Here is a 23,047-nt window from a genome sequence, read left to right as displayed (position 1 = left end):
GGTTTCGGTCCCATCCGCGGCATTGTTTGTTATTTCGTTGTCCACATAAAACTTTGTAGCGGCATCTTGGACATCTGTAGGATTGCTGACATTAATAATCCTATTGTTACCTAAATCAACATCCGCAGCAGCCGGCCCAAATCCACTCAAAGGGATATTCGCTTTGTAAAGTTTGGCGTTGGTCACTGCGCCATTAAGGATTTTTGCGGTGGTCACCGCATCATCCGAAATATCTTCTGTCAGTAGGGTACCATCTAAAATTTCATCCGTGGTCACTGCATCGGTCGCAATCTCAAAAGCGGTGATTCCACCTTCGGCCACATCTAAAGTTAGTGGGTCTGCTTGACTTCCAGTACCATTTAAAAGAAGAGTGGCATCGGTAGGACCAACCACCTCATTCCCCACAATACTGTCCAGCTGTGTGTTCAGCAGGTCCGTACGGTTGACAAAGTTCCATGCGGTTCCATTGTACATCAACAGGTCCCCTGTGCTGGTGGCATCGGCCAAATTTCGTAGTCCTACAGACTTTTCGGCCAATTTGTTGTTGGTCACGGATTCGTTTTGCAGTTTGGTGGAACCATTAATGGAGGTGTCCACAATGTTTGCTCCTGTAATTCGGTTGACCTCAAAGTTGTAATTGGTGCTCCCGTCCGGGTTGATGGACTCCAAAATGGCAATGGTGTTGTCCCTTGCATTGGGATTTACCTGTTGCAAGGAATCTGCACGGGTGCTCACCGTAAATGAATTGTCCAATTCTTCACAAATATTGATCCATTCCGTTCCGTTGTAATAGTGCAAACACCCCTGGTCCGTATTGTAGACCACAGCACCGGGCAGCGGTGAAATACCGCTCATTTGGGCATCGGTAACCCGGGTAATGACCAAAACACGATTGGAGCTTTGAAGTTCTAGAATGGAAGCAGGGTCCAGGTTTTGCGGATTGTCACCGATTTTTACCTGCGCGTTCAGCGAATTGATCACCAATAGGCCAATGATCAAGTAGACAATTGAAGTTTTCACAGTGTTAGTTCTTTGAGGATTTTACCAAACGTAAAAAGCAAAACTAAACTTATGTTCGAATTTTGATGAGAAATACCGTCAAAACACGCAATTCACGGGTGAATGGAAAGTGCTTAACTATATTTGCCACCGTAGAATTAACAAAAGTTTAGAACCACTAAATTTTTTATATGGGTATCAAGGTTTTTCTTTAACTTGTAGTAAACACGTATACATGAAAAATACATTTTTGATATTGTTCTCTTTGCTGGTAAGCGGTTGGTCCTTGGCACAGGATTCCCGAACTATGCTAAGGGGAAAGGTGCTGTACCGGAGTTCCAATGTGCCCAATGAGAACGTTATCAATTCCACCAGCGGCCGTGCCACCATTACCAATGACAATGGTGAGTTCATGATTGAGGTGAAGGAAGGTGACCAGTTGGTATTTACCGCCATCAACTATCAGTTAAAAGTGGTGGATGTGACACCGGAAATATTGGCCAATAACCGTTTGGTGGTCGAAGTGGACGAAAAGGTGCAGGAACTGGATGAGGTCATCGTTACCCCCGAAAATCAGGAGCGTTTTCTAGAGGTCAAGAACGAAGATTTTAAACAATTTGAATATGAAATTGACCGTGGCACAGAGGTAGAGAATGTCGCCAATTCGAGGATTACCCGAGGGATGAGGGACGGTATCAATTTCGTGAACATTTTTAAGGCACTTTTCAAATCACAGGATGCCAGCGGACAGGAAAGGACGCCCTTAAAAGTAAGCGAGGTACTCCGCCAAGTGTACGACGATGAATTTTTTGTGGTAGACCTTCGACTTCCGCAGGATAAAATCAACGCCTTTTTGTTGTACTGCGACGATAAGGTACCATCGCAAACACTCCTTAAAAAGGAGAACGAATTTCAGTTGATCGATTTTCTAGTGACCCAGAGCAAAGAATATCTGGCAACCTTGAACGAAGAATGAGGAACTGCTTGCTTGCGGTATTGTTTTTTGGATTCCAATGGGTCTTGGCCCAATCTGGTGAAGAAAAGCTATTGCAGGGAAGAGTAGTCAGCGAAGATAAGGACGTGGTAGGGGTTGTGGTCCAAAATCTGGGCACCCAAAATGCCGTAATTACCGATTTGGACGGGAATTTTGCCATTGAGGTGCGGGTAAACGATACCTTGGTGTTCTCTGCCGTGCACTTTCTTAGGAAAATACTGCCCGTAACCGATGCCCTTTACAATTCCAACTTTGTGGAAGTTCCCATGCAGGAGTTTGTGAATCAATTGAAAGAAGTGGTGGTGACCCCTTATAATCTGACAGGCGACCTGACAAAGGACATAGACCGGGTCGTATTGGAAAAAGATGTGACTGCCGAAGCATTGAACCTGCCCAATGCCCATCGACGGATTCCAACCCAAAGCGAGCGGAAACTCCAAGAAGCATCGGCCATGAGCGTAACGGCCGGAGGCGGACTTGGCGGTGCTGGAGGCGCCATGAGCCTCAACCCGATTATCAATGCCATCACGGGGCGGACAAAAATGCTCAAAAATCGTGTAAAAATTGATAGGATTTACGCGCAGACCCAACAAGTACAAGGTTTTTATGGAGATTCCCTGTTTTTGACCACCTTGAAAATACCTATGGAACGTATTGATGATTTCATGTATTTCTGCGAGGTGGATGAAGCCTTTCAGGATGCGATTGCTTCTGAGGACAAACTACGAATTTTTGACATCATGATACGGAAAAGCAGAGCGTATCGAGAGAACAATGATTTGGATTGATACCTTAGGAGTTAGGAGTTAGGAGTTAGGAGTCAAATTTCTATTCTCTAGGATCTTAATTCTATATTCTATGATCTAAATGAATTTGGCAAGTAAATTGCGTTAGCTATCATAAAACCGTAACATTGTTATCCATTTTAAAGATCATAACGCGATGCGTACATTGAACAAAGCAAAAATATTTCTTTTACCCCTGACGATGCTCCTGTTGGTATCTTTTACAGTAGCACATAAATTCTACGTCAGCGTTACCAATATTAACTATTCCGAGGATGATGCCGCCTTTCAGATTACAAGCCGGATATTTATTGATGATTTGGACAGACTGCTCAATGAGCGCTATGGAATTGAAGCTAAATTGGCGACACCGAATGAATCCAAAATAGCAGATGAGTATATCGAGAAATATTTCAGGACAAAATTTCTGATCGAACTCGACGGGAAACCTGCCAATTATACTTTTCTAGGAAAACGCTACGACACCGATGTCGTAATCTGTTACTTGGAGATTCCTAAGGTAAACTTACCAGAAATCAAAACCATGTCCGTACAAAACGAAATTCTGACCGATCTTTTCGATGAGCAGAAGAACATTGTACATATCAAATGGAGGGACAACAAAAAAAGTTTTGTCCTCATCAGGGAAAACAATAAAGGAATGTTAAACTTATAACCTAGTCTTAACAATTGGTTAAAATTAGTTATTTTTCACCGTTATAAAATTAGATAGAAAATGAACAAATTTAAGTATTGCTTAGCTTCCGTGTTGTTCCTTTTTGGGGCCGTGGTCATGGCTCAGGAGGAGGGCGAAGTAAAACAGGAACGGGAGCCCGGTCACTACAACCAAAGTAAATTCAAACAATTGTACGAGGAGTTTTCCACTCCCAACACCTATCGGTCCGCCTCAGGGGCGCCAGGTCCCGATTACTATCAACAGCAGGCGGATTATGTAATGGATATCCAACTGGACGACAAGAACGCAAGGATCAGTGGAGAAGAGACCATTACCTATCATAACAATTCACCTGACGACCTAGAGTTTCTTTGGGTGCAATTGGACCAAAATGTACGGGCCAAGGATTCCAAATCGCCTATGCGCGACGGGAACGGCGTGAACATTGCCTACACAGCGGATAACTTTGCACAAACCTACATCAGCGAACCATTCGATGGAGGTTTTAACATTGAATCCGTAACCGATGCCAATGGAAGGCCGTTGTCGTACACCATCAACCAGACCATGATGCGTGTGAACATTCCGCAGGCTTTAAAAAGCGGAGAGAAGGTTTCATTTTCCATCAAATGGTGGTACAACATTCCCGACCATACCGTGAACAGGGCACGTTCGGGTTATGAGTATTTCCCAAAGGATGGCAACCGTGCGTATGTAATTGCCCAATTCTTCCCAAGAATGGCAGTTTATAACGATGTTGAAGGATGGCAGAACCACCAGTTCTGGGGTAGCGGCGAGTTCGCTTTGCCTTTCGGTAACTACGAGGTGAGTATCACTGTACCTGCAGACCACGTGTTGGATGCTACTGGTGAACTTCAGAACCGTGACGAAGTTTTCTCCAAAGAAATGATGAAGCGTTACAAGCAAGCTACAAAATCGTATGATAAACCTGTGATCATTGTAACTCAGGAAGAGGCTGAAGCTGCTGAAAAAGGCTTTTCTACCGATACCAAAACATGGAAATTTAAGGCGACCAATGTTAGGGACTACGCATTTGCAACCTCCAGAAAATTTATCTGGGACATGCAGGCTGTCAAAATAGGCAACAAAGATGTGATGGCAGTATCGCTTTATCCCAAGGAAGGAAATCCACTTTGGGAAGAGCAGTCCACCAAAGCAGTGGTACAGACCCTAAAAACATATTCAAAGCACACTTTTGATTATCCCTACCATAAAGCAATCTCCGTTCATGCGAAGAACCAAGGTATGGAATACCCAATGATTTGCTGGAACTATGGTCGTCCCAACGAAGATGGGACCTATTCCGATAGGGTAAAATATGGTATGATCAGTGTGATTATCCACGAAGTGGGACACAACTTCTTCCCGATGATCGTCAATTCCGATGAGCGTCAGTGGGGCTGGATGGATGAAGGATTGGATACTTTTATGCAGTATTTGACCGAGCAAGAGTTTGGTGAAAATCATCCAGATGTCATCGCTCCAAACGAGAAATATCCATCCCGTAGAGGAGAGCCCTCCAAGATTGTTCCTTACATGGCAGGAGACCAAAGCTATATTTCTCCCATCATGTCAAATCCAGAGAACGTGTACCAGCTTGGTCCAAATGCCTATGCTAAACCAGCCACGGCCCTTAACATTCTTAGGGAAACCGTAATGGGCAAGGAATTGTTTGACCATGCTTTTAAAACCTACGCACAGCGTTGGATGTTCAAGCACCCAACTCCAGAGGATTTCTTCCGCACCATGGAAGATGCATCAGCAGTGGATTTGGATTGGTTCTGGAGAGGATGGTTCTACACCACCGATTATGTGGACATAGGTGTGAAGGACGTTAAAAAATACTACGTATCCAACAAGCCTACCAAGGAAATGGAGAAATACATGGCCGACAGAAACCTAACGGAAGCCGATTTACCACCCTTGGTGTACTTGGCTGAAGAGGATAGCGAGGACTTCGCTCTCGAATTGAAAGGAAAGTCGCCCACAGAGACTTCCCAAAACCTGAAGTCGTTTATGATGGACAATATGACCGAAGCCGAAAGGTCTCAGGTGAAAGAGCCAAAGTATTTCTACGAAATTACTTTTGACAAGCCAGGAGGTATCCCAATGCCATTGATCGTGGAGTATACCTATGCAGATGGTACCACCGAGAGTGTTACCTACCCGCCAGAAATCTGGAGAAAGAACGATGCTGAGGTGAAAAGAGTAATGGCCACCCAAAAGGAATTGGTCGGAATCGTGGTAGACCCTAAATTGGAGACAGCCGATATCGATACCACCAACAATGCTTGGCCTAAGAAAGAAGAGAAGTCTGACTTTGATAAGTTCAAGGAGAACATCAAAGGAAAATAAGACACCAAAAAACTATGTTAAGAGCCCCGTGATTTCACGGGGCTTTTTTTATTTTGAACCTAAGATCTGATTATATTTGTGCCATGCAATTTTTATTCATCAGCGGAGCCGAGATATTTTTCATCCTATTTGTAGTGGTGATGGTGTTTGGTGCGGATAAAATCCCTGGAATAGCCAGGGGGCTCGGCAAAGGAATGCGCCAACTCAAGGATGCCACCGACGACATTAAGCGCGAAATCCAAAAGAGCGCCGACGTGGATACCGATTTTACCAAGAACATTAGGAAGGAAATTGACGATGTCAAGAAGAATGTGGACGAAGTTTCCGGTTCCATCAAACGAGATCTCAATAAATAAATATTCATGTGGGAAAGACTGCTCAAATGGGATAGGGACACCTTTGTTTATCTCAATGGGCTAGGTATAGAACAATATGATGTTTTCTGGTCCACGGTCACCCAGTTTACCACTTGGATTCCCCTTTTTCTATTGTTTATAGCGCTATTTTTTTTGAAGTTTCCCAAAAGGGAAGCACTTTATCGGTTCCTTACGGTTTTGGGCCTCGCCGTTTTTATTGCACTGATAACCCATATCACCAAAATTTCGGTCGCAAGGTTGCGACCAAACAATACGGAAGAGATCAATACCCTAATCCGAATACTAAAAACACCGACGGATTATAGTTTTTTCTCCGGCCACGCCTCCAGTTCCTTTTCGATTACCATGTTGGTGTTCCTCTTTCTGAGGCAGCGAGTAAAATGGGCGATTTTGTTTTTTATCTGGCCACTCCTCTTTGCGGTGAGTCGAATTTACGTTGGGGTACACTTTCCCATCGATATTTTAGTGGGAATGGTCGTGGGATTATTGTCCGGCTGGCTGTTTTACGCCTTATACGAACGTTTTATAGCACCCGGCTCAAGGTTAGTCCATCCCTAATGGGCAAAAGAACCGTCTCCACCCTTGTATCTTCTTTCAGTTTTTGGTTGTATGCCAGTAATGCTTCCGTGGCCTTGTCCGATTTTTGTAACGGTTCCACCACCTTGCCCGACCACAGGACGTTATCCGAAAGAATTATGCTCCCCGGTCTAGTTTTTTGAATGACCGCTTCAAAATAGGCATCATAGTTGACCTTTTGTGCATCAATGAAAACAAGGTCGAAGGTTTGGTGCAAGTTGGGCACAATGTCCAGCGCATCTCCGATATGTTGTTTGATTTGTGAACCAAATCCACTCTTATCAAAAAACCTGCGCTGCATGGGCTGGAGTTCCTCATTGACTTCAATAGTATGCAATTCCCCATCTTTTTGAAGGCCTTCCGCCAAACAAAGTGCCGAATAACCTGTGTAGGTCCCAATCTCCAAAATGTATTTCGGGTTGATGATTTTGGATAACATGCTCAATACCCTACCCTGAAAATGCCCTGTGATCATTCTGGGCTGGATTACCTTTAAATGGGTTTCACGGGTGAGTTCCTGCAACAATTCCGGTTCGTCCTCCGAATGGTTGGCAATATAGGTTTCCAATATGGGCGATAGGAAATGCATGTGATATTTTTCGCAAAAATAGGGAAAACAACTACATTGGTATACCTATTAAACAAAACAACTTCATGACATTACCAAAGGTAACGGTTCGGGCGGCGAGCTTGGACGATCTCCCCGTACTGCTCAATTTTGAACAGGAAATCATTAAGGCGGAACGCCCCTTTGATGTAACCATAAAAAGCGGAACCATAAGTTACTACGATATCGGTGATATGATTCAAGATACCGAATCCCATGTGGTGGTGGCCGAAGCTGAGGGGAAAATCATAGCATCGGGCTACGCCATACCTAAACAGGCTAGACACTATCTAAATCATGAATGGTATGCCTATTTGGGTTTTATGTATACCGATGTTGCCTATCGCGGCATGGGAATCAATGGCCAAATCGTGGAAGAGCTCAAACAATGGTCATATGCAAAAGGTTTTCAAGAGATACGTTTAACGGTTTATAATGACAATGTTTCGGCTATTCATGCCTACGAAAAGGTGGGTTTTAAAAAGCACATCATAGAAATGCGATTGGAATGACTTTCTTTTCATGACATTACCCCCACAAGTTGTATTTTTGGGACAAACCAAAAGAAAATGACGTTCCAAAATACGCTTGAATTCGCGAAACAATTAGATGCTTCCGATGCATTGGCCCCTTACAGAAATGAATTCCACTATCCCCAAGTCAATGGAAAGGATGTGATTTATTTTACAGGGAATTCCCTTGGACTGCAACCCAAGCGGACACAAAGATTTGTCGACGAAGTGATGAAGGATTGGCGGGAACTGGCAGTGGAAGGTCATTTTTATGCAGATAAGCCTTGGTGGGATTATCACGAGCGGCTTGCGGAAGGATTGGGCAAGGTGGTAGGTGCGCAGCCCAAGGAGATTTCGGTGATGAACACCCTTACGGTAAACCTTCATTTGTTGATGGTCTCCTTTTATCGGCCCACCGCAAAGCGATTCAAGATAATTTGCGAAGAGAAAGCCTTTCCTTCCGACCAATACATGCTTCAAAGTCAGGTGCGTTTTCATGGATTGGACCCAAAAGAAACCATAGTCGAGGTTAAAAAGCGGGAAGGAGAACATGCTTGGCGGACGGAGGATATCATCCAAAAAATCCAAGAGGTGGGCGATGAGCTGGCCTTGGTGTTGATGGGTGGTGTGAATTATTACAATGGCCAGGTATTGGATATGGAGGCAATCACCAAGGCAGGAAAGGATGTTGGCGCCTTTGTAGGCTGGGATTTGGCTCATGGTGTGGGAAATATCAAATTGCATTTGCATGATTGGGGTGCCGATTTTGCCGCATGGTGCAGCTACAAGTATATGAACAGCGGGCCTGGGAACGCATCAGGTATTTTTATTCATGAAAGACACCTGGGCAAGGAGGATATTCCCCGTTTTGAAGGCTGGTGGGGCAACAAAAAGGAAACCCGTTTTTTGATGAAGCCAGAGTTTGATCCCATTGAAAGTGCCGATGCCTGGCAGTTGAGCAATCCGCCGATACTCTCTGTAGCCCCATATTTGGCCTCTTTGGAACTTTTTGATGAGGTAGGGATGGATGCCCTTATCGAAAAGCAAAAGACCATTGTAGCCTATTTGGAGTTTGTGCTCCACGAAATCGATAAGGAAGTGGACAGCACCTTTGAGATCATTACGCCCCATGATAGGGGTTGTCAGCTTTCAGTGTTTTTGCATGGTGAGGGCAGGTCCCTTTTTGATTATTTGATGAAGAACGGTGTCATCACGGATTGGAGGGAGCCCAATGTGATTCGATTGGCACCTGCACCATTTTATTGCTCCTACGAAGATATGTACCGTTTTGGACAGATATTAAAAGCGGGCATACAGCATAAATAAGATGTAGCACTACATGAATCCAACCAACCAAGACCATTTATGAAGTCCTTAAAACTGATTTTGTCCAATCCAAGATATTTTGGAACGGCCTGGGTGTTTACCAGTATCAATATTTGGTTCGGTACATGGGCCATTTACATTCCCACTGTCAAAGAAAAACTGGGCATTGACAAGGCAGATTTGGGCATCGCCCTGTTTTGTTTGTCGCTTGGGGTTTTTACGATCATTCCCATGGCATCCAAGTTGATCAACCGTATCGGGGTTGGGCGGGCCTCGTGGATTGGTGTCATCTTTGTGTCCACCACCGCCATGCTGCCACTAATGGCCCCTAATTATTATCTTTTGATGGCGGCGTTGTACCTATTTGGGGCGGGCAACGGTTTTATTGATATTGCCATAAACACCCTTGTCACCGAAATCGAGAAAGAGGATAAGCAAAACTTCATGTCTGCGGCCCACGGCTTTTTTAGTTTGGGAGGTATTTTGGTAGGCTTGGGCAGTTTTTTGATTCCGGTGATAGGAAGTCCGGTGTTGCACATGGGTATTACGGTGGTATTGGTATTTATCATCAACCTATATTTTAGAAAGCATTACATCCACATTGTAGCGGCGCCAGTGGAAAAGGAACCGTTCAGCTTCAAACTTTTTAAACCTTTGTTGTTATTGGGGATTATTGGTTTTGTTTCCTTCGGAAGTGAAGGCGCTATTATTGATTGGAGTGGACTTTATCTCAAGGAAATGACTATGGCCCCAGAATTGCTTATTGGTGCGGGCTTTTTGGCTTTTTCCACTACCATGACGCTTGGTAGGTTTTTGGGTGATGGCATCAGTGCACGGATTGGCTCCATAAAGCTGGTGGGGTTGGGTGCCCTCATTGCGGCCTGTGGCTATTTTTTGGTGCTGACCCAACAAACCACATGGTCAATTATAGGTTTTGCCCTAAACGGATTGGGATTTTCGGTGATTGTACCCGAATTGTTCCGCATCGGAGGCAATGTAAAGGGTGTAGATTCCTCCCAAGGTGTGGCCTTTATCGCTGGTTTTGGGTATATCGGGTTTTTGTTGGGCCCTGTAATTCTTGGGTTTATAGCCGAAAGTGCCTCCTTAAACTATAGTTTTATTTTGCTATTGTGTATGGCCCTTATAGTTTTTGGGATTACGTTTTTCCTCAGGAGAAGGGGGAATTAACAATTCAATTAGTTCAACATTTATCAACTTTTTCTAGCGTTTGCTAATTATTTCAATCGCTTTTTCGAGCAATTCGTCTTTCCCTGCCCTTATTCCTTCAATAGTTGGATGCACCTCAATATCGGGGACAATGCCTACTCTTTGTGTCTCTTTTCCATCGGGGTAATATACGCCAATGCCCGAAATCATCGTTCTCATCCCACCAGGCAGATATATCATGGATACATTTCCGTCAGCGCCTGCTGTTGTACTGCCAATTATTGTCGTGTTGTCTCCTGCTCTAAATGCCATCGATGTATATTCGGCTTGACTTTGTGTAAGTTCATTCACCAACACCACTAATTTTCCTTCGTATGTGTATCCTTTACTGGGTATTTTTAGTTCTTCTCCAAACGTGAATTCACCAGGATTATTAATATTCCCATTAGTGAACTTTACAAAAGGTGTGAGGGAAGAGACAAAATAAGAACCCAAGGAGAATGGAACAAATGTTGAAGGGTAGTTCCTGATGTCAATAATTATACCTTTGGTGTCTTTGAACTGCTTTTTGATTTTGGATATATCCTCTTCCTTGATAGTTTGTAGTGTTACATAGCCAATGTTATTGTCCAATATTTTAAAGGACTTGAAATCCTCCCTTCTATACCAACTATAAATATCAAGACTATCTTTTGGATATAGTTTTAGTGACTTGGACCTTGGGATATTATCCTTCGAATCTACAACAATTTCGATTTCATTTAAATTCGATCGCAAGAGGTCGGGGGAAATATCCCTCAGCATGGTAGGCTGGTTTGAAGCTGGATAATACGGTGCTCTTTCTTTCACTATTTCAGCAACAGTCCTATCATTGATTTTGGTGATTATGTCTCCAATCTCTAGCCCGACCTTATCTATATGTTCTTCATTATAAAAGTCGGTTACCACCAATTTGTTTTCAATAAAACGAACATGTACAGGAGGATAATTTAATCCTTTCCATTCATTTATTTTGCCGGCACCTTCCCAGAGGTTGGCATGGGTATCCTGAATTTCGCCGATGAGCCGTATTGCGGCCAATTCATATTCCAATTCATCTTCAGCATTCAAGAAAACTGGGATGTATTCAGCTAGTACATCGTTCCAATCTTTTTCCGTTAAATGTTTGTAAGGAAAAAAATAATGAATCATGTTCCAAAATCGATATAGCGAAAGTAGTCTGTACCCATCATCGGGAAAAGGCATTAGGTAATACGCTTCTTCATTTTTGAAATTTGGGTTGCCGATGCCTGGTGCCATGCCAATGTAATAATGCTTTCCTTGAGAACGGTTATTATAGACATGTAGCAATTTTTCTTTAAGTCGGTCATCTTCATTCTCAATCCATCTATGGTCGGGGCGAATTACCGCATCTTCACGGGTGGGTTTGCAGTCGGAACATTTTTTTAAATCGCCCAAAGAAGCGATCCATTCAATCAAATGATTGTTTCTTTCCACATCACTTTTGGATTGCAGGTAATTTGGTAAAAATCTAAAGAGTTCATAATCCCAATTATAATTTCCTTTGGCTATTTCCGGATGATGGTATTTTAGAAACCCCCAAACCTTGCCCAACAATTTCAGGTTTTCAATGTCTTTAGCAGATATATTGGATAAATCCAACAATGACCCGGAATCGAATTCTTTATCCAATTCTGCCTTTGTTGGTTTCCTTTTGATCTCTTCAAGGGTTTGTATGTTTTTGTCATCGATTGTTACTGTAAAATCGTCATACCAAGCTTCACCGGTACCTACAAGTATACCTGCAACATAAATCATTTCCGCCCCTTCAGGATAGTTGAGGTTTATGGTATACTTTTTCCAGTCGTTGGTTCCTGTAATGTTTTTGTCTTGCATATTGTCAAACGCAAAGGAAGAACCATTGCCATCAACCCTCAATAACAACCCCGCAAAACCACCTTGCACGTTTTTAGTTTTCATGTACCCCTCGAGTTTGATGCTCTTGCCCTCATATTTAGCGGGTATTTTGTAAGCAATACTTCCAAATTCTCCATTTTCAAGGGATGTGATTTTTCCAGCCTTGGTCCCAGAGTAAGCTAGGGTGTCAATGGATAATTTATGGTCGCCCCATTGGAACCAACCATCCGATAGCTTGGTTTCTCCTTTATGATTTTCAAAATCTAGATTGAATTTTTTATCATTTTGGGCATTGCAACCTATAGTAGCCAGGAGGATTAAAACCAAAAGTAGTTGTTGTTTCATTACAGGCTTTTTAGTAAATGGATTAAGATAAAATTTATGTTTTCGGATGTTGTACGAGATTTTTTTTGGGGGGGGGAGAGCTACTTGATTTGTAGCTGACTAAAAATATAAAAACAGAAATAAGGTGATGGTAAGGTTATCAGTAATTTAAGGATGAACTAAGTTAGGAAGACTTCTTATGGTATTTTTATAGCTCTTGTACCAATTGAATGTAATTTCCACAAGTATCATTAAGAATGGCATATTTTACATTTCCCGCTACGGTTGGCTTAATTGTAAACTCTACCCCAAGCTTGGTCAATCGCTCATACTCGGTATCCACATTATGCACATCAAACTGGGTCCATGGGATGCCTGCTTCCTTAAGCGCCTCTTGGTATACTTTTGATGGCTCAAAATGATTGGGAGCTGGCTCTAATAAAAGTTCAGGTCCATCTTGCCAATCTTTGGAGACTAAGGTGAGCCATCGATTGCCACCTCCTAAAGGTTCATCTTTCTTTTTGATAAAGCCTAGTTTTTCTGAGTAAAACTTCAACGCTTTTTCTTGGTCCCGAACAGGGATGCTTATGAGTGTTACTTTCATCTTTTTGTCTTTTTGGACTGATTATGGTTGTTGGGGTTCCTCGAAAAAAATATAATTACCCATAAAAGAAATTTCCCGCCTTATTCCTTACTCACCAAAAACCCAGTAAAATAAAGGCTGGTACCTCCATCGGGTCGGTTGTGCTGTTGTGCCAACTGTAGGCCTTCCATCTCTACATAATCTTCCCAAGTGGATACCAAATTGGGCTCCTCTTGGTTGGATTTGCGATAGGCCCACTCCCGAAGGATGTAATCATCCTTAAAGTAGAAATCATATGCATCGCCAGGGGTGTAGCCACCTTCATTGGCATACACAATGGTAAGCTTTTGCATGGGTTCTTGGCTAATGGGAGCCGTAGCCTCCTCTGTATGTTCAAACGCGTAATTATTGGCGTCCCACATGAGGTTAAAGGGAGCCATGAGCCAGTACCGGTCATTAATGAAACCTCCATTCGTCTTTAGGGCTATACTGTCCATCGCATTCCGGTCGTACCGCAAGGTGTCCGTACCCGAAATGGCCGTTACCATATTGGTTTTGGGTTCCCAATCCCAGCTGCGCTCAAAGTGCATGGAATCCCTGTCCACATTAAAGGTAAAAGTGATTCTCTCCACATCTTTCCAATGCTCAAAACCATGGGCCTCGGCAATTCGTTCGGGAACGGTTTTCTCAGTTTCCGTGGTTTCAGCCGTAGGTTCGGTTTTGTTCGGTTCAGTTTTACAAGCGGTAAAAAATAAAAAGGAAAGCAGTCCGGCGATGTAATAGGTCTTCATGTCTGGTTTTTAACCAAATATACTAGGAAAATCCGTTAATTTGCGCCCCATTTTAAAAAGCTCGGTCAAATAAATCGTTTTTGGAGTGACTTTTTTAAAAAACCTGTTTCTCATACTTATAAGTAACCCCGACAAAACGTTTTTGGAAAAGGAAGACTTATACGTGCATCTTTCTGATGAGGAATTGGTGAAACAGATTGTTGCGGACAACGACCCTATGCTTTTTGGGAAGTTGTACGACCGCTATGTGAAAATGGTCTATAACAAATGTTACGGATTCGCAAAATCTGCGGATGAAGCGGAGGACCTGACCCAAGATGTCTTCCTCCAGCTATTTATCAAACTTCGAAGCTTCAAGGGCAAATCGAAGTTTTCTACTTGGCTCTACTCTTTTACCTATAATTTTTGTGTGAATTATGTCAACCGGAACAAACAACTGAAAATAAGGGATAAATCCGTTCAGGTGGAAACTTCCGAACATAAACTTACCGAAGAAGTACCCGATGAGAGCTTGTTTGAAATGAAGGCGGACAAACTCAAAAAAGCATTGGAGCTGATTGCAGCTGAGGACAAGTCGCTACTGCTGTTAAAATACCAAGATGGGGCTAGCATCAAAGATCTGGTCTCCTTACTGGAGATTGGGGAAAGCGCGGTGAAAATGCGCATTAAAAGAGCGAAGGAACGACTAGTGGAAATCTATAATACCTTGGAATAGATGGCAAAGAAACACAAAAACCCATTTAAGGAACTGGAGGCCTCCTTGCACGAGGCTCCTCCCGAAATGAAGCAAAGGGTCATGAACGACATTGCGGCCGCAAAGTTGATCATGGACATGGCTTCGCTCTTCTCCATCAATTTGGGGGGTGCTTTGCGCAAACTATTCAGAACCTTGGGAGATAATTGATCAACGTAACCGAACACTATAAATAAACATCAACTATGGAGACTATTAACGAATGGAAGAATTTGACCCTTGATTCACTATCCGGAATGGGCAAAGAGATGGCATTGGCCTTTCCCAAAATCTTGGGAGCCTTGGTCATTTTGTGCCTGGGTTGGATCGTCATCAAAATTGTATTGTTCCTTTTAAAGAAAATCCTAAAACTGGCCAAAGTTGATCTGCTCAACGATAGGATCAATGGAATGGATGTGGCCAGCAAGGGTGAATTTAATGTAGACGTTATAAAAATCATCTTGGGATTTGTACGATGGTTTCTGATCTTGGTCTTTTTGATCGTGGCTGCGGATATTTTGGACTGGAAGATCATTTCACAGGAAATAGGCAACCTTTTACACTACTTACCTCGTTTCTTTAGCGCACTGGCCTTGTTGATGCTCGGATTCTATATTGGAAACTTTGTGAAGAAGACCATAAAGCGATTGTTCGATTCACTCGAATTCGGGGGGTCCAACATCGTGAGCAACCTGTTTTTTTACGTGATTGTCATTTTTATGTCCATCACAGCATTGAACCAAGCAGGGGTCGACACTACCATCATCACCAATAACATTACCCTGATCATGGGTTCGTTCCTCTTGGCCTTTGCCTTAGGGGTAGGGCTGGGCTCCCGCGAGATTGTAGCCGATATCCTAAGGGCATTTTATACACGTAAGACGTATGTAGTGGGCGATAGGATCGTGATCAATGGGGACGAGGGGACCATCAAGGCCATTGAGAACAATAGCCTCACCTTGGAGACCAATACTGGAAAATTTATTATTCCGATCAAGGATGTGGTTTCCCAAAAAGTGGAGATAAAATCATAATCGGGGCATTGTGGCGAACAAGTGCCTCAACTTCCTTGGAATTTGATTATTTTTGAAGTCTTACAATAGCTATAAAATGAGTTCAAAAAAAGGAAAAGTTCAGGAATTGATCCAAGAAAAACTGTTAGAGGACCGCAAAGTGTTCCTTTGGGGCCAAGTAGATGACGACTCTGCCAAGCATGTCATAGATAGGTTGCTCTACTTGGATATGTTGAACCATAAGGAAATCCAATTGATCATCAACAGCCCAGGGGGGTATGTCACCTCTGGTTTTGCTATCTACGATACCATCAAGCAGATCAAAAGTCCGGTATCTACGGTATGCTCCGGTTTGGCGGCGTCCATGGGTTCCATACTCTTATCGGTAGGGGAAAAGGGGAGAAGGTTTATCCAACCCCATGCCCGTGTAATGATTCACCAACCCAGTGGTGGCGCAAGGGGACAAGCGTCCAATATCGAAATCCAAGCCAGGGAAATCATAAAAACCAAGGAATTGGGCGCCAAGATTCTTTCGGAAAACTGTGGCCAGCCCTTTGAAAAGGTGATGAGGGATTTTGATCGTGATTACTGGATGAGTGCCGAAGAGTCCGTTGAGTATGGCATTGTGGATGAAATCCTGAAATAGGTCAACGCGATAGTTCCAAAAAAGTGAAAAGTCCTTCGCAACTCGTTGTGAAGGACTTTTTATATATAGGCGCCGAAGCGGAATATTTTTAAAGATATACGGAAACGTAGCCGAAAGTGGATTTTAAAGGATCGTTAAAATCAAAAACTGTCTGGATTCGCTATCACTTCTTGCGCCCTTTCCCTTAGTTCCTTCAACTCGTCACTGCTCTTTTTGTCCAGCAAGCTCAACATCATCGACATGCGTTGGTTGTTTTTGAAAAATTCCTTTTTCTCATCCAAAAAATTCCAATACAGTGCATTGAACGGGCACGATTTTTCTCCTGTCTTTTTAGTATGGCTGTAGTGGCAATCCTTACAATAATTGCCCATTTTGTTGATATAGTTGGCACTGCTCACATAAGGCTTTGTCGCCACAATGCCTCCATCGGCAAATTGGCTCATACCCCTAGTATTGGTAATCTCCACCCATTCCAGGGCATCAATGTACACTCCCAAATACCAGGCATCTACTTGATCGGGGTGTATTTGGGTCAACAACGCATAATTGCCTATCACCATTAATCTTTGAATGTGATGGGCGTAGGCATCGTCCAAACTTTGCGAAATTGACTTTTGCAGGCAGTTCATTTTGGTCTTGCCCGTCCAGAAAAAATCCGGTAGTGGATTATGGTTATCCAATTCGTTCAATTGGGCATATTGGGGCATTTCTTTCCAGTATATCCCTCTCATATACTCGCGCCAGCCCAAAATCTGACGCACAAACCCTTCCACTTGCGATATATGGATATCACCTTGGTGTTCATGGTAATGGTCCACAACGGCATCCACTACCTCTTTTGGTGAGAGCATTTTGCTGTTCATGGCAAAGGATAATCGGGAATGGAACAAGTACTTTTGTTGGGTATGCAAGGCATCTTGATAGTCTCCGAAGTACGTCAGCAAATCAGAACAGAAAAAATCCAATAGCTTTTTACATTCTTGGTAGGTAGTAGGCCAGGGAAATTTTTTAGGGTCAATATTACCAAAGGTCACTACCTCGGCCTTTTTGATTTCCTCTACGATATCGCTTACATCCTTGTCAAAAGAAAGTTCTTTGGGTATACTGGGCGAACCATCCCATTTTTTGCGGTTGCTCTGGTCAAAATTCCATTTTCCGCCTTCGGGCTGGTCGTTTTCCATCAAAACATGGTGTTTTTTCCGCATCATACGATAAAAACTTTCCATGATCAATTGTTTTTTTCCTTTGAAGTGATTTTTTAGTTCATCCCGTGAGGTATAAAAATGTTCGGTGTCAAATGCTTCACTGGAAATGGAAATATGCTCACAAATATCCTTCAACTGCTCATCCAATCGATATTCATCCGGCAACTGGTACTCCAATTTTTCAATGTCCCGATCTTTGATTACTTGGTCGATGAGGTCGGGCAAGTTTTGGGGATTGTTTTTGTCGGCTATGGTAAAATAGATGACTTGGTGTCCCTCATTTTCCAGAGCACTGGCAAAATTGCGCATGGCACTAAAAAAACCGACCACTTTTTGGATATGGTGTTTTACGTAATCGGTTTCCTGACGCATTTCTGCCATCAGGTATAGGTTATCATTACTCGTTTCGTTGAACCAACTATGGGAAAGGTTGAGTTGATCGCCAAGGATCAGTCTAAGTTTTTTCATGGATCAAAATAAAGAGGGTTGTAGCCAGAGCCTTTGGAATTTTCCGTTGGGGTCGTACATTTCCGCCTGTCTTTTAGTGTTGAACGTTCGATTTCTAGGGTCGTTTCCCACACCACTGTTGTACATCCAGTTGCCCCAATTGCTGTGTACGTCATAATCGATGAGCATCGCTTCAAAATAGGAAGCACCAATGCGCCAGTCCTGCTGTAAGTGTTTGGACCAGTAGCTGGCCACGTTTTGACGGCCACGGTTGCTCATCCAACCCGTTTCCTTCAGTTCTATCATATTGGCGTTTACAAAATCATCATCCGTTTGCCCGTTGATCCAATCGTGTGTGGCCGCCTTGTTGTGGTGCCAATCGTATTCATCTCCGAGGATACCGTCAATTTTAAAGATCTGATTGCCATGTTTTAGGGAAACATATTTAAAGTAATCCCGCCAAATCAACTCAAAAATCAACCAATAGGTGTCTTGATTTTTTTTGACTTCTTTTTCAAAACGCTTGACTTCCCAATATATCGTCCGAGCGGAAATACTGCCATTGGCTAACCATGGGGAAAACTTGGAACTGTAATCGGTACCTACCAATCCATTTCTGGTCTTTTTATAATAGGCTAGCTTGTTGGTGTCCCAAAAATAATGCTGTAAGCGTTGAAGCGCCTCAGCTTCACCGCCTCCAAAAGGAAATGCAGACCTTGGGTCCATTTCAAAATCAGTGAAGCCCAGTTCCTCCAATGTTGGAAGTTGGGATGGATCATCGACCCTATTTTCAACTGGAAAGGATTGCGGAACTTCGAAACACGGCCTAACATCAACATGTTTTTCGCACTTTTTACGGAAAACCGTAAATACCTGCGGAATCTTGTCATAGGATTCAAAAGGAATATCCTCTGGCTGAAACAAAAATTGGTCAAAGGTTTCATGAAACTCGATATTTTCCGGAACCTTGCGCTTTACGTTTGCTAAGACAGTGGCTTCTTCCGACGTCCATTCCTTTTGCAGATAAATGGTATCGATTTGGAAACGTTCCACCAACTCTGGAATACCGTGCTCTGGTTTGTCTTGGTAAACGAGTAAAGTAATGTTTAGGTCTTCCAGTTTCTTTTGAAGCTGATTCACCGTTTCCAAAAGAAATTTTGCCCGAAACCGCTCCGTCTTTTTAAAACCAAATGGACCGATTTTATACTGTCTAGGGTCAAAAAAGTAGACCGCTATCAATCTATCGGCTTTTGATGCTAAACTAAGGGCTTCGTTGTCCGATACCCGTAAATTATTTCCAAACCAAATAAGGCTAGTTTTCATGCTTGTTTTTGTTTTTTCTGCAACGTTCGCTGCAGTACACCACTTGGTCCCAGTCTTTTTCCCATTTTTTTCTCCAAGTAAAGGGACGCCGGCAAACGGGACACGTTTTAGTGGGAAGGTGCTGTTTCTTATGTGCCAAAATCATTATTTGTTTAACAAAAATAATTAAAAATTAAACAAAACTAGATTCAAAGCGGGTGAAGGTTGAAATCGCCCGACTGTACCGACCAAAATGTTTATTTTTACACCTTTAATCAGAATTCGCCCCTTGGGCATTTATGGCACAGACTCCAAAAAATATAGCCATCATCGGTTCCGGATTGGTGGGTTCCCTATTGGCAATTTATCTACGAAGAATCGGTCACAAGGTAACCGTATTTGACAGAAGACCGGATATTAGAACCATCAAGTTCTCCGGCAGGTCCATAAACCTTGCCATGAGCAATAGGGGATGGCGTTCCTTGGATGAGGTTGGCATTGGTGAGCGCATCAAGGAAATAGCTATTCCTTTGGATAAAAGGGCGATGCACGTCAATGATAAACCTGTTTATTTTCAAAAATACGGAAAGGAGGGGGAAGCCATTTGGTCCATTTCCAGAGGGATATTAAACAAGCGGATGATCGACCTGGCAGAAGAGGCTGGTACCCTGTTCCGGTTTAATGAAAAAGTATGGGATGTTGATTTGCCCGAGGCCAAGATTTTTACCGGGGAATCCGAAAAAAGTGAATGGAAGGAGTACAGTTTTGACCTGATTTTTGGTTGTGACGGGGCCTTCTCCCGTGTACGTCATAAAATGCAACGTAGAAGCCGTTACAATTATTCCCAGGAATTTATTGATGTGGGCTACAAAGAGCTTACTATTCCTGCCAATGCCGACGGTACCCACAAATTGGACAAAAATTCTTTCCATATCTGGCCACGAGGCGAGTTTATGCTCATCGCTATGCCCAATATCGACGGAAGCTTTACCTGTACGCTTTTCTTACCATTTGAGGGCGATGTCTCGTTTGAAAGCCTGAAAACAGAAGATGAGGCCAAGGAATTCTTCAAGACCTATTTTCCCAATGTGCGAAAGGTCATAGAAGATTTGACCAAAGACTTTTTCAATAACCCTACCAGTGCCATGGTCACCATGAAGTGCTACCCATGGACCTATTGGGACAAAGTGGCCCTAGTAGGTGATTCTGCCCACGCCATTGTGCCGTTTTATGGGCAAGGTATGAATGCAGGGTTTGAGGATATTTATGTGCTCGACCAACTCATGCGGCAATATGGGGATGATTGGGAAACCATCTTCTCAACATATCAAGAGGAGCGAAAACCGAATGCCGATGCCATTGCAGAATTGAGTTATCGAAATTTTGTAGAAATGAGCAGCAAAACGGCGGACCCCAAATTTCTACTGCAAAAGAAAATCGAAAAACACTTTGCGGCAAAACATCCAGGTAAATGGATCCCGGTATATAGCCGCGTGACGTTTTCGGACAGGCCCTATGCTGAGGCTTTGGCCATTGGGGACCGACAGGAGGAAATTATGCAGCAGGTGATGCAAATGCCCGACATCGAGACCAAATGGGATTCCAAAGAGGTTGAAGACAAAATCTTGGCGCTTATCAAGGAATGATTATAAATGTCAACTTCACCAGATATAGGTTGCTACATCAACTATTTCTTCGAAATAATACGGTACAAAAAAACCACCCGATCGGGTGGTTTTTTTATTTTGTGGTTAAAAGCAAGTTTAGATTTTGGAAAAAAGCTTTTCCATTCGTTCTTGCTCTTCTTCAGCCAAGAGCGGGTCGACCAAAATTCGGCCACTGTGCTCATCGGTGATGATTTTTTTACGCGATGCAATCTCTACCTGAACCTGAGGGGGAATGGTAAAAAAGGAACCTCCTGAAGCCCCACGTTCCACAGGAACTACGGCCAAACCGTTTTTCACGTTCTGACGGATTCTTTTGTAGGCTTGTATCAAACGATCTTCGATTTTGTCCTCGAACTCCTCGGATTTCTTCAATAGCGCCTTTTCCTCTTTTTCAGTTTCAGCAAGAATGGCATCCAACTCACCTTTTTTGTGTTTTAGGTGGCCTTCGCGCTCCGATAATTTTTCCTTGGTGGCAGCGATGACTTCCTTTTTCTGCTCAATCTGTGCCTTGAATTCCTTAATGTTCTTCTCAGCTAGTTGAATCTCCAATTCCTGGAACTCCACCTCCTTGGTCAACGAATTGAATTCGCGGCTGTTCCTCACGTTCTTTTGCTGCTCGCTGTATTTTTTGATCAGTGCTTTGGACTCGTCAATCAGGTTTTTCTTGGCAGTGATTTCGTAGTTGATGGTCTCAACATCCGTTTTCAATTTGTCCATTCTGGTCTTTAGACCAAGAACTTCGTCTTCCAAGTCCTGTACTTCCAAAGGCAATTCGCCTCTAACGTTGCGGATTTCATCCACTCTGGAATCAATGAGCTGTAGGTCGTACAATGCTCTCAACTTGTCTTCCACAGTGCTTTCTTTCTTGTTCGCCATATATGTTATAAATACTTGATGGGATTCGTTATACTCTCCGATAAAGAGACTGCAAAATTAGGAATTTTTTTCGTAAGATAATCAACCAATAAATCTTTTGTAAACTGCTCAGTTTCAAAGTGCCCCATATCGGCAATTACCAATTGGTTTTCGGCTTGGTAAAAATCATGGTATTTCATGTCCGCCGAGATAAAAATATCCGCTCCAGCCTTCTTGGCCGCTCCAATGGCAAATGCTCCACTTCCTCCCAAAACGGCCACTTTGCGCACCTTTTTGCCCAACAGTTGGGAATGTCTTACCACCTTTGCGTTTAACCGCTCTTTGGCCTGGAGCAAAAAATCCCTTTCTTCCATTTCCGCATCCAAAGTGCCTATCATGCCCATCCCCAAATCTTGATTGGTATTCTCCAAAGTCACTATCTCATACGCCACTTCTTCGTACGGATGGGCTTCAAGAAGGGCTTTTAGGATGGATTTCTCCCGTTCAAAGGAATAAATGACATTGATTTGCGTCTCTTTTTCAAAATGGACTTCGCCCACTTTTCCAATCGTTGGGTTGGCTCCACTTTCTGCTTTGAAGCTGCCCGTGCCCTCCAAACTAAAACTGCAGTTGCTGTATTTGCCGATTTCTCCTGCACCTGCTGTGAAGAGTGCCATTTTGATGTTTTCTGCATCGGCAATAGGTGCGTACGTCGTTAATTTCTTGATACTCTTGGCTCTCGGAATCAAAATTTGTGGATTTTGAATGCCCAAAACTTCGCAGATTTTTGCATTTACCCCCATTTTACTATTATCTAGGGCCGTATGCATACTGTAAATCGCAATGTTGTTGGCAATAGCCTTCAATACTACACGCTCCACATAGCTGCTGCCCGTCAATTTTTTGAGCCCTTTAAAAATGATAGGATGGAAACTAATAATGAGGTTGCATTTTTTTGCAACGGCTTCATCGACCACATTTTCCAAGGTATCCAGGGTCACCAAAGCTCCTTTGACTTCCATATTTGGGTCTCCAACGAGAAGCCCTACGTTGTCAAAATCTTCGGCATGTGCCAGTGGGGCCAGTTCTTCGAGCACTTTTGCGATGTCGTTAACGGTCATTTTAAAATTGTTAAGTGGCCTAAAGATAAAATATTATATTTTCGTCCA

General features: G+C 43.1%; 24 protein-coding genes. 14 read left to right on the top strand and 10 right to left on the bottom strand.

The genetic code is table 11. The annotated features are described in order from the left end of the window. On the bottom strand, positions 1 to 1,020 hold a 1,020-nt coding region (locus EO130_RS08490), incomplete at its 3' end, for a hypothetical protein (RefSeq protein WP_206513140.1). A gap of 214 nt (positions 1,021 to 1,234) precedes the next feature. On the opposite strand from EO130_RS08490, the gene EO130_RS08485 reads away from it, so the two are divergent. The 6 genes from EO130_RS08485 (at position 1,235) to EO130_RS08460 (ending at position 6,765) form a co-directional block, all read left to right on the top strand. Then, entirely contained in the window at positions 1,235 to 1,975 is a 741-nt protein-coding gene (locus EO130_RS08485) for a carboxypeptidase-like regulatory domain-containing protein (protein WP_127141084.1), read from the top strand. Next, the gene (locus EO130_RS08480; protein WP_127141083.1) at positions 1,972 to 2,781 is read left to right on the top strand and encodes a carboxypeptidase-like regulatory domain-containing protein; all 810 of its coding nucleotides are present in this window, start codon (positions 1,972 to 1,974) and stop codon (positions 2,779 to 2,781) included. Before EO130_RS08485 ends, EO130_RS08480 begins: the two co-directional genes overlap by 4 nt. Positions 2,782 to 2,980: 199 nt before the next feature. Further along, positions 2,981 to 3,454 (top strand): DUF6702 family protein, encoded by a 474-nt coding sequence (locus EO130_RS08475; RefSeq protein WP_241244325.1) that lies wholly within the window; start codon positions 2,981 to 2,983, stop codon positions 3,452 to 3,454. A 60-nt stretch (positions 3,455 to 3,514) separates the two neighbouring features. After that, positions 3,515 to 5,830 (top strand): M1 family metallopeptidase, encoded by a 2,316-nt coding sequence (locus EO130_RS08470; protein WP_127141081.1) that lies wholly within the window; start codon positions 3,515 to 3,517, stop codon positions 5,828 to 5,830. Positions 5,831 to 5,913: 83 nt separating this feature from the next. After that, positions 5,914 to 6,186 carry a Sec-independent protein translocase subunit TatA/TatB gene (locus EO130_RS08465; RefSeq protein WP_127141080.1) on the top strand — a complete coding sequence of 91 codons (273 nt, stop codon included), beginning with the start codon at positions 5,914 to 5,916 and terminating at the stop codon, positions 6,184 to 6,186. A gap of 6 nt (positions 6,187 to 6,192) precedes the next feature. After that, positions 6,193 to 6,765, top strand: coding sequence for a phosphatase PAP2 family protein (locus tag EO130_RS08460; RefSeq protein WP_127141079.1), 573 nt, complete (start codon positions 6,193 to 6,195; stop codon positions 6,763 to 6,765). On the opposite strand, the gene EO130_RS08455 is transcribed toward EO130_RS08460, so the two are convergent. Beyond that, a complete protein-coding gene (locus tag EO130_RS08455; RefSeq protein WP_127141078.1) occupies positions 6,731 to 7,372 on the bottom strand; it encodes an O-methyltransferase in 642 nt (213 codons plus the stop codon). The genes EO130_RS08460 and EO130_RS08455 overlap by 35 nt on opposite strands. A 65-nt stretch (positions 7,373 to 7,437) precedes the next feature. Here EO130_RS08455 and EO130_RS08450 point away from each other — a divergent pair, with 65 nt between their 5' ends. Genes EO130_RS08450 through EO130_RS08440 form a run of 3 tightly spaced genes read left to right on the top strand, consistent with a single transcriptional unit; the run spans position 7,438 to position 10,416 of the window. Next, positions 7,438 to 7,902, top strand: a complete 465-nt coding sequence (locus tag EO130_RS08450) for a GNAT family N-acetyltransferase (RefSeq protein WP_127141077.1) — start codon at positions 7,438 to 7,440, stop codon at positions 7,900 to 7,902. 57 nt (positions 7,903 to 7,959) lie between these two features. After that, a complete protein-coding gene (kynU, locus tag EO130_RS08445) occupies positions 7,960 to 9,228 on the top strand; it encodes a kynureninase (RefSeq protein ID WP_127141076.1) in 1,269 nt (422 codons plus the stop codon). Between the two features lie 39 nt (positions 9,229 to 9,267). Further along, positions 9,268 to 10,416, top strand: coding sequence for an MFS transporter (locus EO130_RS08440; RefSeq protein WP_127141075.1), 1,149 nt, complete (start codon positions 9,268 to 9,270; stop codon positions 10,414 to 10,416). 33 nt (positions 10,417 to 10,449) lie between these two features. Here the strand turns inward: EO130_RS08440 and EO130_RS08435 are convergent, their stop codons facing one another. From EO130_RS08435 to EO130_RS08425, 3 genes are all read right to left on the bottom strand, one after another. Continuing rightward, complete coding sequence (locus EO130_RS08435) at positions 10,450 to 12,657, bottom strand: S41 family peptidase (protein WP_127141074.1); 2,208 nt, start codon at positions 12,655 to 12,657, stop codon at positions 10,450 to 10,452. 187 nt (positions 12,658 to 12,844) lie between these two features. Continuing rightward, a complete protein-coding gene (locus tag EO130_RS08430; protein ID WP_127141073.1) occupies positions 12,845 to 13,240 on the bottom strand; it encodes a VOC family protein in 396 nt (131 codons plus the stop codon). A gap of 80 nt (positions 13,241 to 13,320) precedes the next feature. Continuing rightward, a complete protein-coding gene (locus EO130_RS08425; protein WP_127141072.1) occupies positions 13,321 to 14,010 on the bottom strand; it encodes a hypothetical protein in 690 nt (229 codons plus the stop codon). Positions 14,011 to 14,095: 85 nt separating this feature from the next. On the opposite strand from EO130_RS08425, the gene EO130_RS08420 reads away from it, so the two are divergent. The 4 genes from EO130_RS08420 (at position 14,096) to EO130_RS08405 (ending at position 16,402) form a co-directional block, all read left to right on the top strand. Then, positions 14,096 to 14,725, top strand: a complete 630-nt coding sequence (locus EO130_RS08420; protein WP_241244324.1) for an RNA polymerase sigma factor — start codon at positions 14,096 to 14,098, stop codon at positions 14,723 to 14,725. Further along, complete coding sequence (locus EO130_RS08415; RefSeq protein ID WP_127141070.1) at positions 14,726 to 14,914, top strand: hypothetical protein; 189 nt, start codon at positions 14,726 to 14,728, stop codon at positions 14,912 to 14,914. Between the two features lie 35 nt (positions 14,915 to 14,949). After that, positions 14,950 to 15,777, top strand: coding sequence for a mechanosensitive ion channel family protein (locus EO130_RS08410; RefSeq protein ID WP_127141069.1), 828 nt, complete (start codon positions 14,950 to 14,952; stop codon positions 15,775 to 15,777). 76 nt (positions 15,778 to 15,853) lie between these two features. Then, complete coding sequence (locus EO130_RS08405; RefSeq protein WP_127141068.1) at positions 15,854 to 16,402, top strand: ClpP family protease; 549 nt, start codon at positions 15,854 to 15,856, stop codon at positions 16,400 to 16,402. Positions 16,403 to 16,542: 140 nt separating this feature from the next. Here EO130_RS08405 and EO130_RS08400 read toward each other — a convergent pair whose 3' ends face one another. The 3 genes from EO130_RS08400 to EO130_RS08390 are packed head-to-tail and all read right to left on the bottom strand — an operon-like array spanning position 16,543 to position 19,522. Then, complete coding sequence (locus EO130_RS08400) at positions 16,543 to 18,075, bottom strand: cryptochrome/photolyase family protein (RefSeq protein WP_127141067.1); 1,533 nt, start codon at positions 18,073 to 18,075, stop codon at positions 16,543 to 16,545. 3 nt (positions 18,076 to 18,078) lie between these two features. Next, positions 18,079 to 19,377 carry a DASH family cryptochrome gene (locus EO130_RS08395; protein WP_127141066.1) on the bottom strand — a complete coding sequence of 433 codons (1,299 nt, stop codon included), beginning with the start codon at positions 19,375 to 19,377 and terminating at the stop codon, positions 18,079 to 18,081. After that, positions 19,367 to 19,522: a DUF2256 domain-containing protein gene (locus tag EO130_RS08390; RefSeq protein WP_206513139.1), complete on the bottom strand. Its 156-nt coding sequence runs from the start codon at positions 19,520 to 19,522 to the stop codon at positions 19,367 to 19,369. Before EO130_RS08390 ends, EO130_RS08395 begins: the two co-directional genes overlap by 11 nt. A gap of 133 nt (positions 19,523 to 19,655) precedes the next feature. On the opposite strand from EO130_RS08390, the gene EO130_RS08385 reads away from it, so the two are divergent. Beyond that, positions 19,656 to 21,002: an FAD-dependent oxidoreductase gene (locus EO130_RS08385; protein WP_127141064.1), complete on the top strand. Its 1,347-nt coding sequence runs from the start codon at positions 19,656 to 19,658 to the stop codon at positions 21,000 to 21,002. A 117-nt stretch (positions 21,003 to 21,119) separates the two neighbouring features. Here the strand turns inward: EO130_RS08385 and EO130_RS08380 are convergent, their stop codons facing one another. Next, on the bottom strand, positions 21,120 to 21,899 hold the full coding sequence (locus EO130_RS08380) for a zinc ribbon domain-containing protein (RefSeq protein ID WP_127141063.1): 780 nt from the start codon (positions 21,897 to 21,899) through the stop codon (positions 21,120 to 21,122). A 5-nt stretch (positions 21,900 to 21,904) separates the two neighbouring features. After that, positions 21,905 to 22,999: a Nif3-like dinuclear metal center hexameric protein gene (locus tag EO130_RS08375; protein WP_127141062.1), complete on the bottom strand. Its 1,095-nt coding sequence runs from the start codon at positions 22,997 to 22,999 to the stop codon at positions 21,905 to 21,907. Positions 23,000 to 23,047: the final 48 nt, after the last annotated feature.

The organism is Flagellimonas marinaquae (assembly GCF_003992675.1).
Lineage (GTDB): Bacteria > Bacteroidota > Bacteroidia > Flavobacteriales > Flavobacteriaceae > Flagellimonas > Flagellimonas marinaquae.
This window is presented reverse-complemented; position numbering and strand designations above follow the sequence as displayed.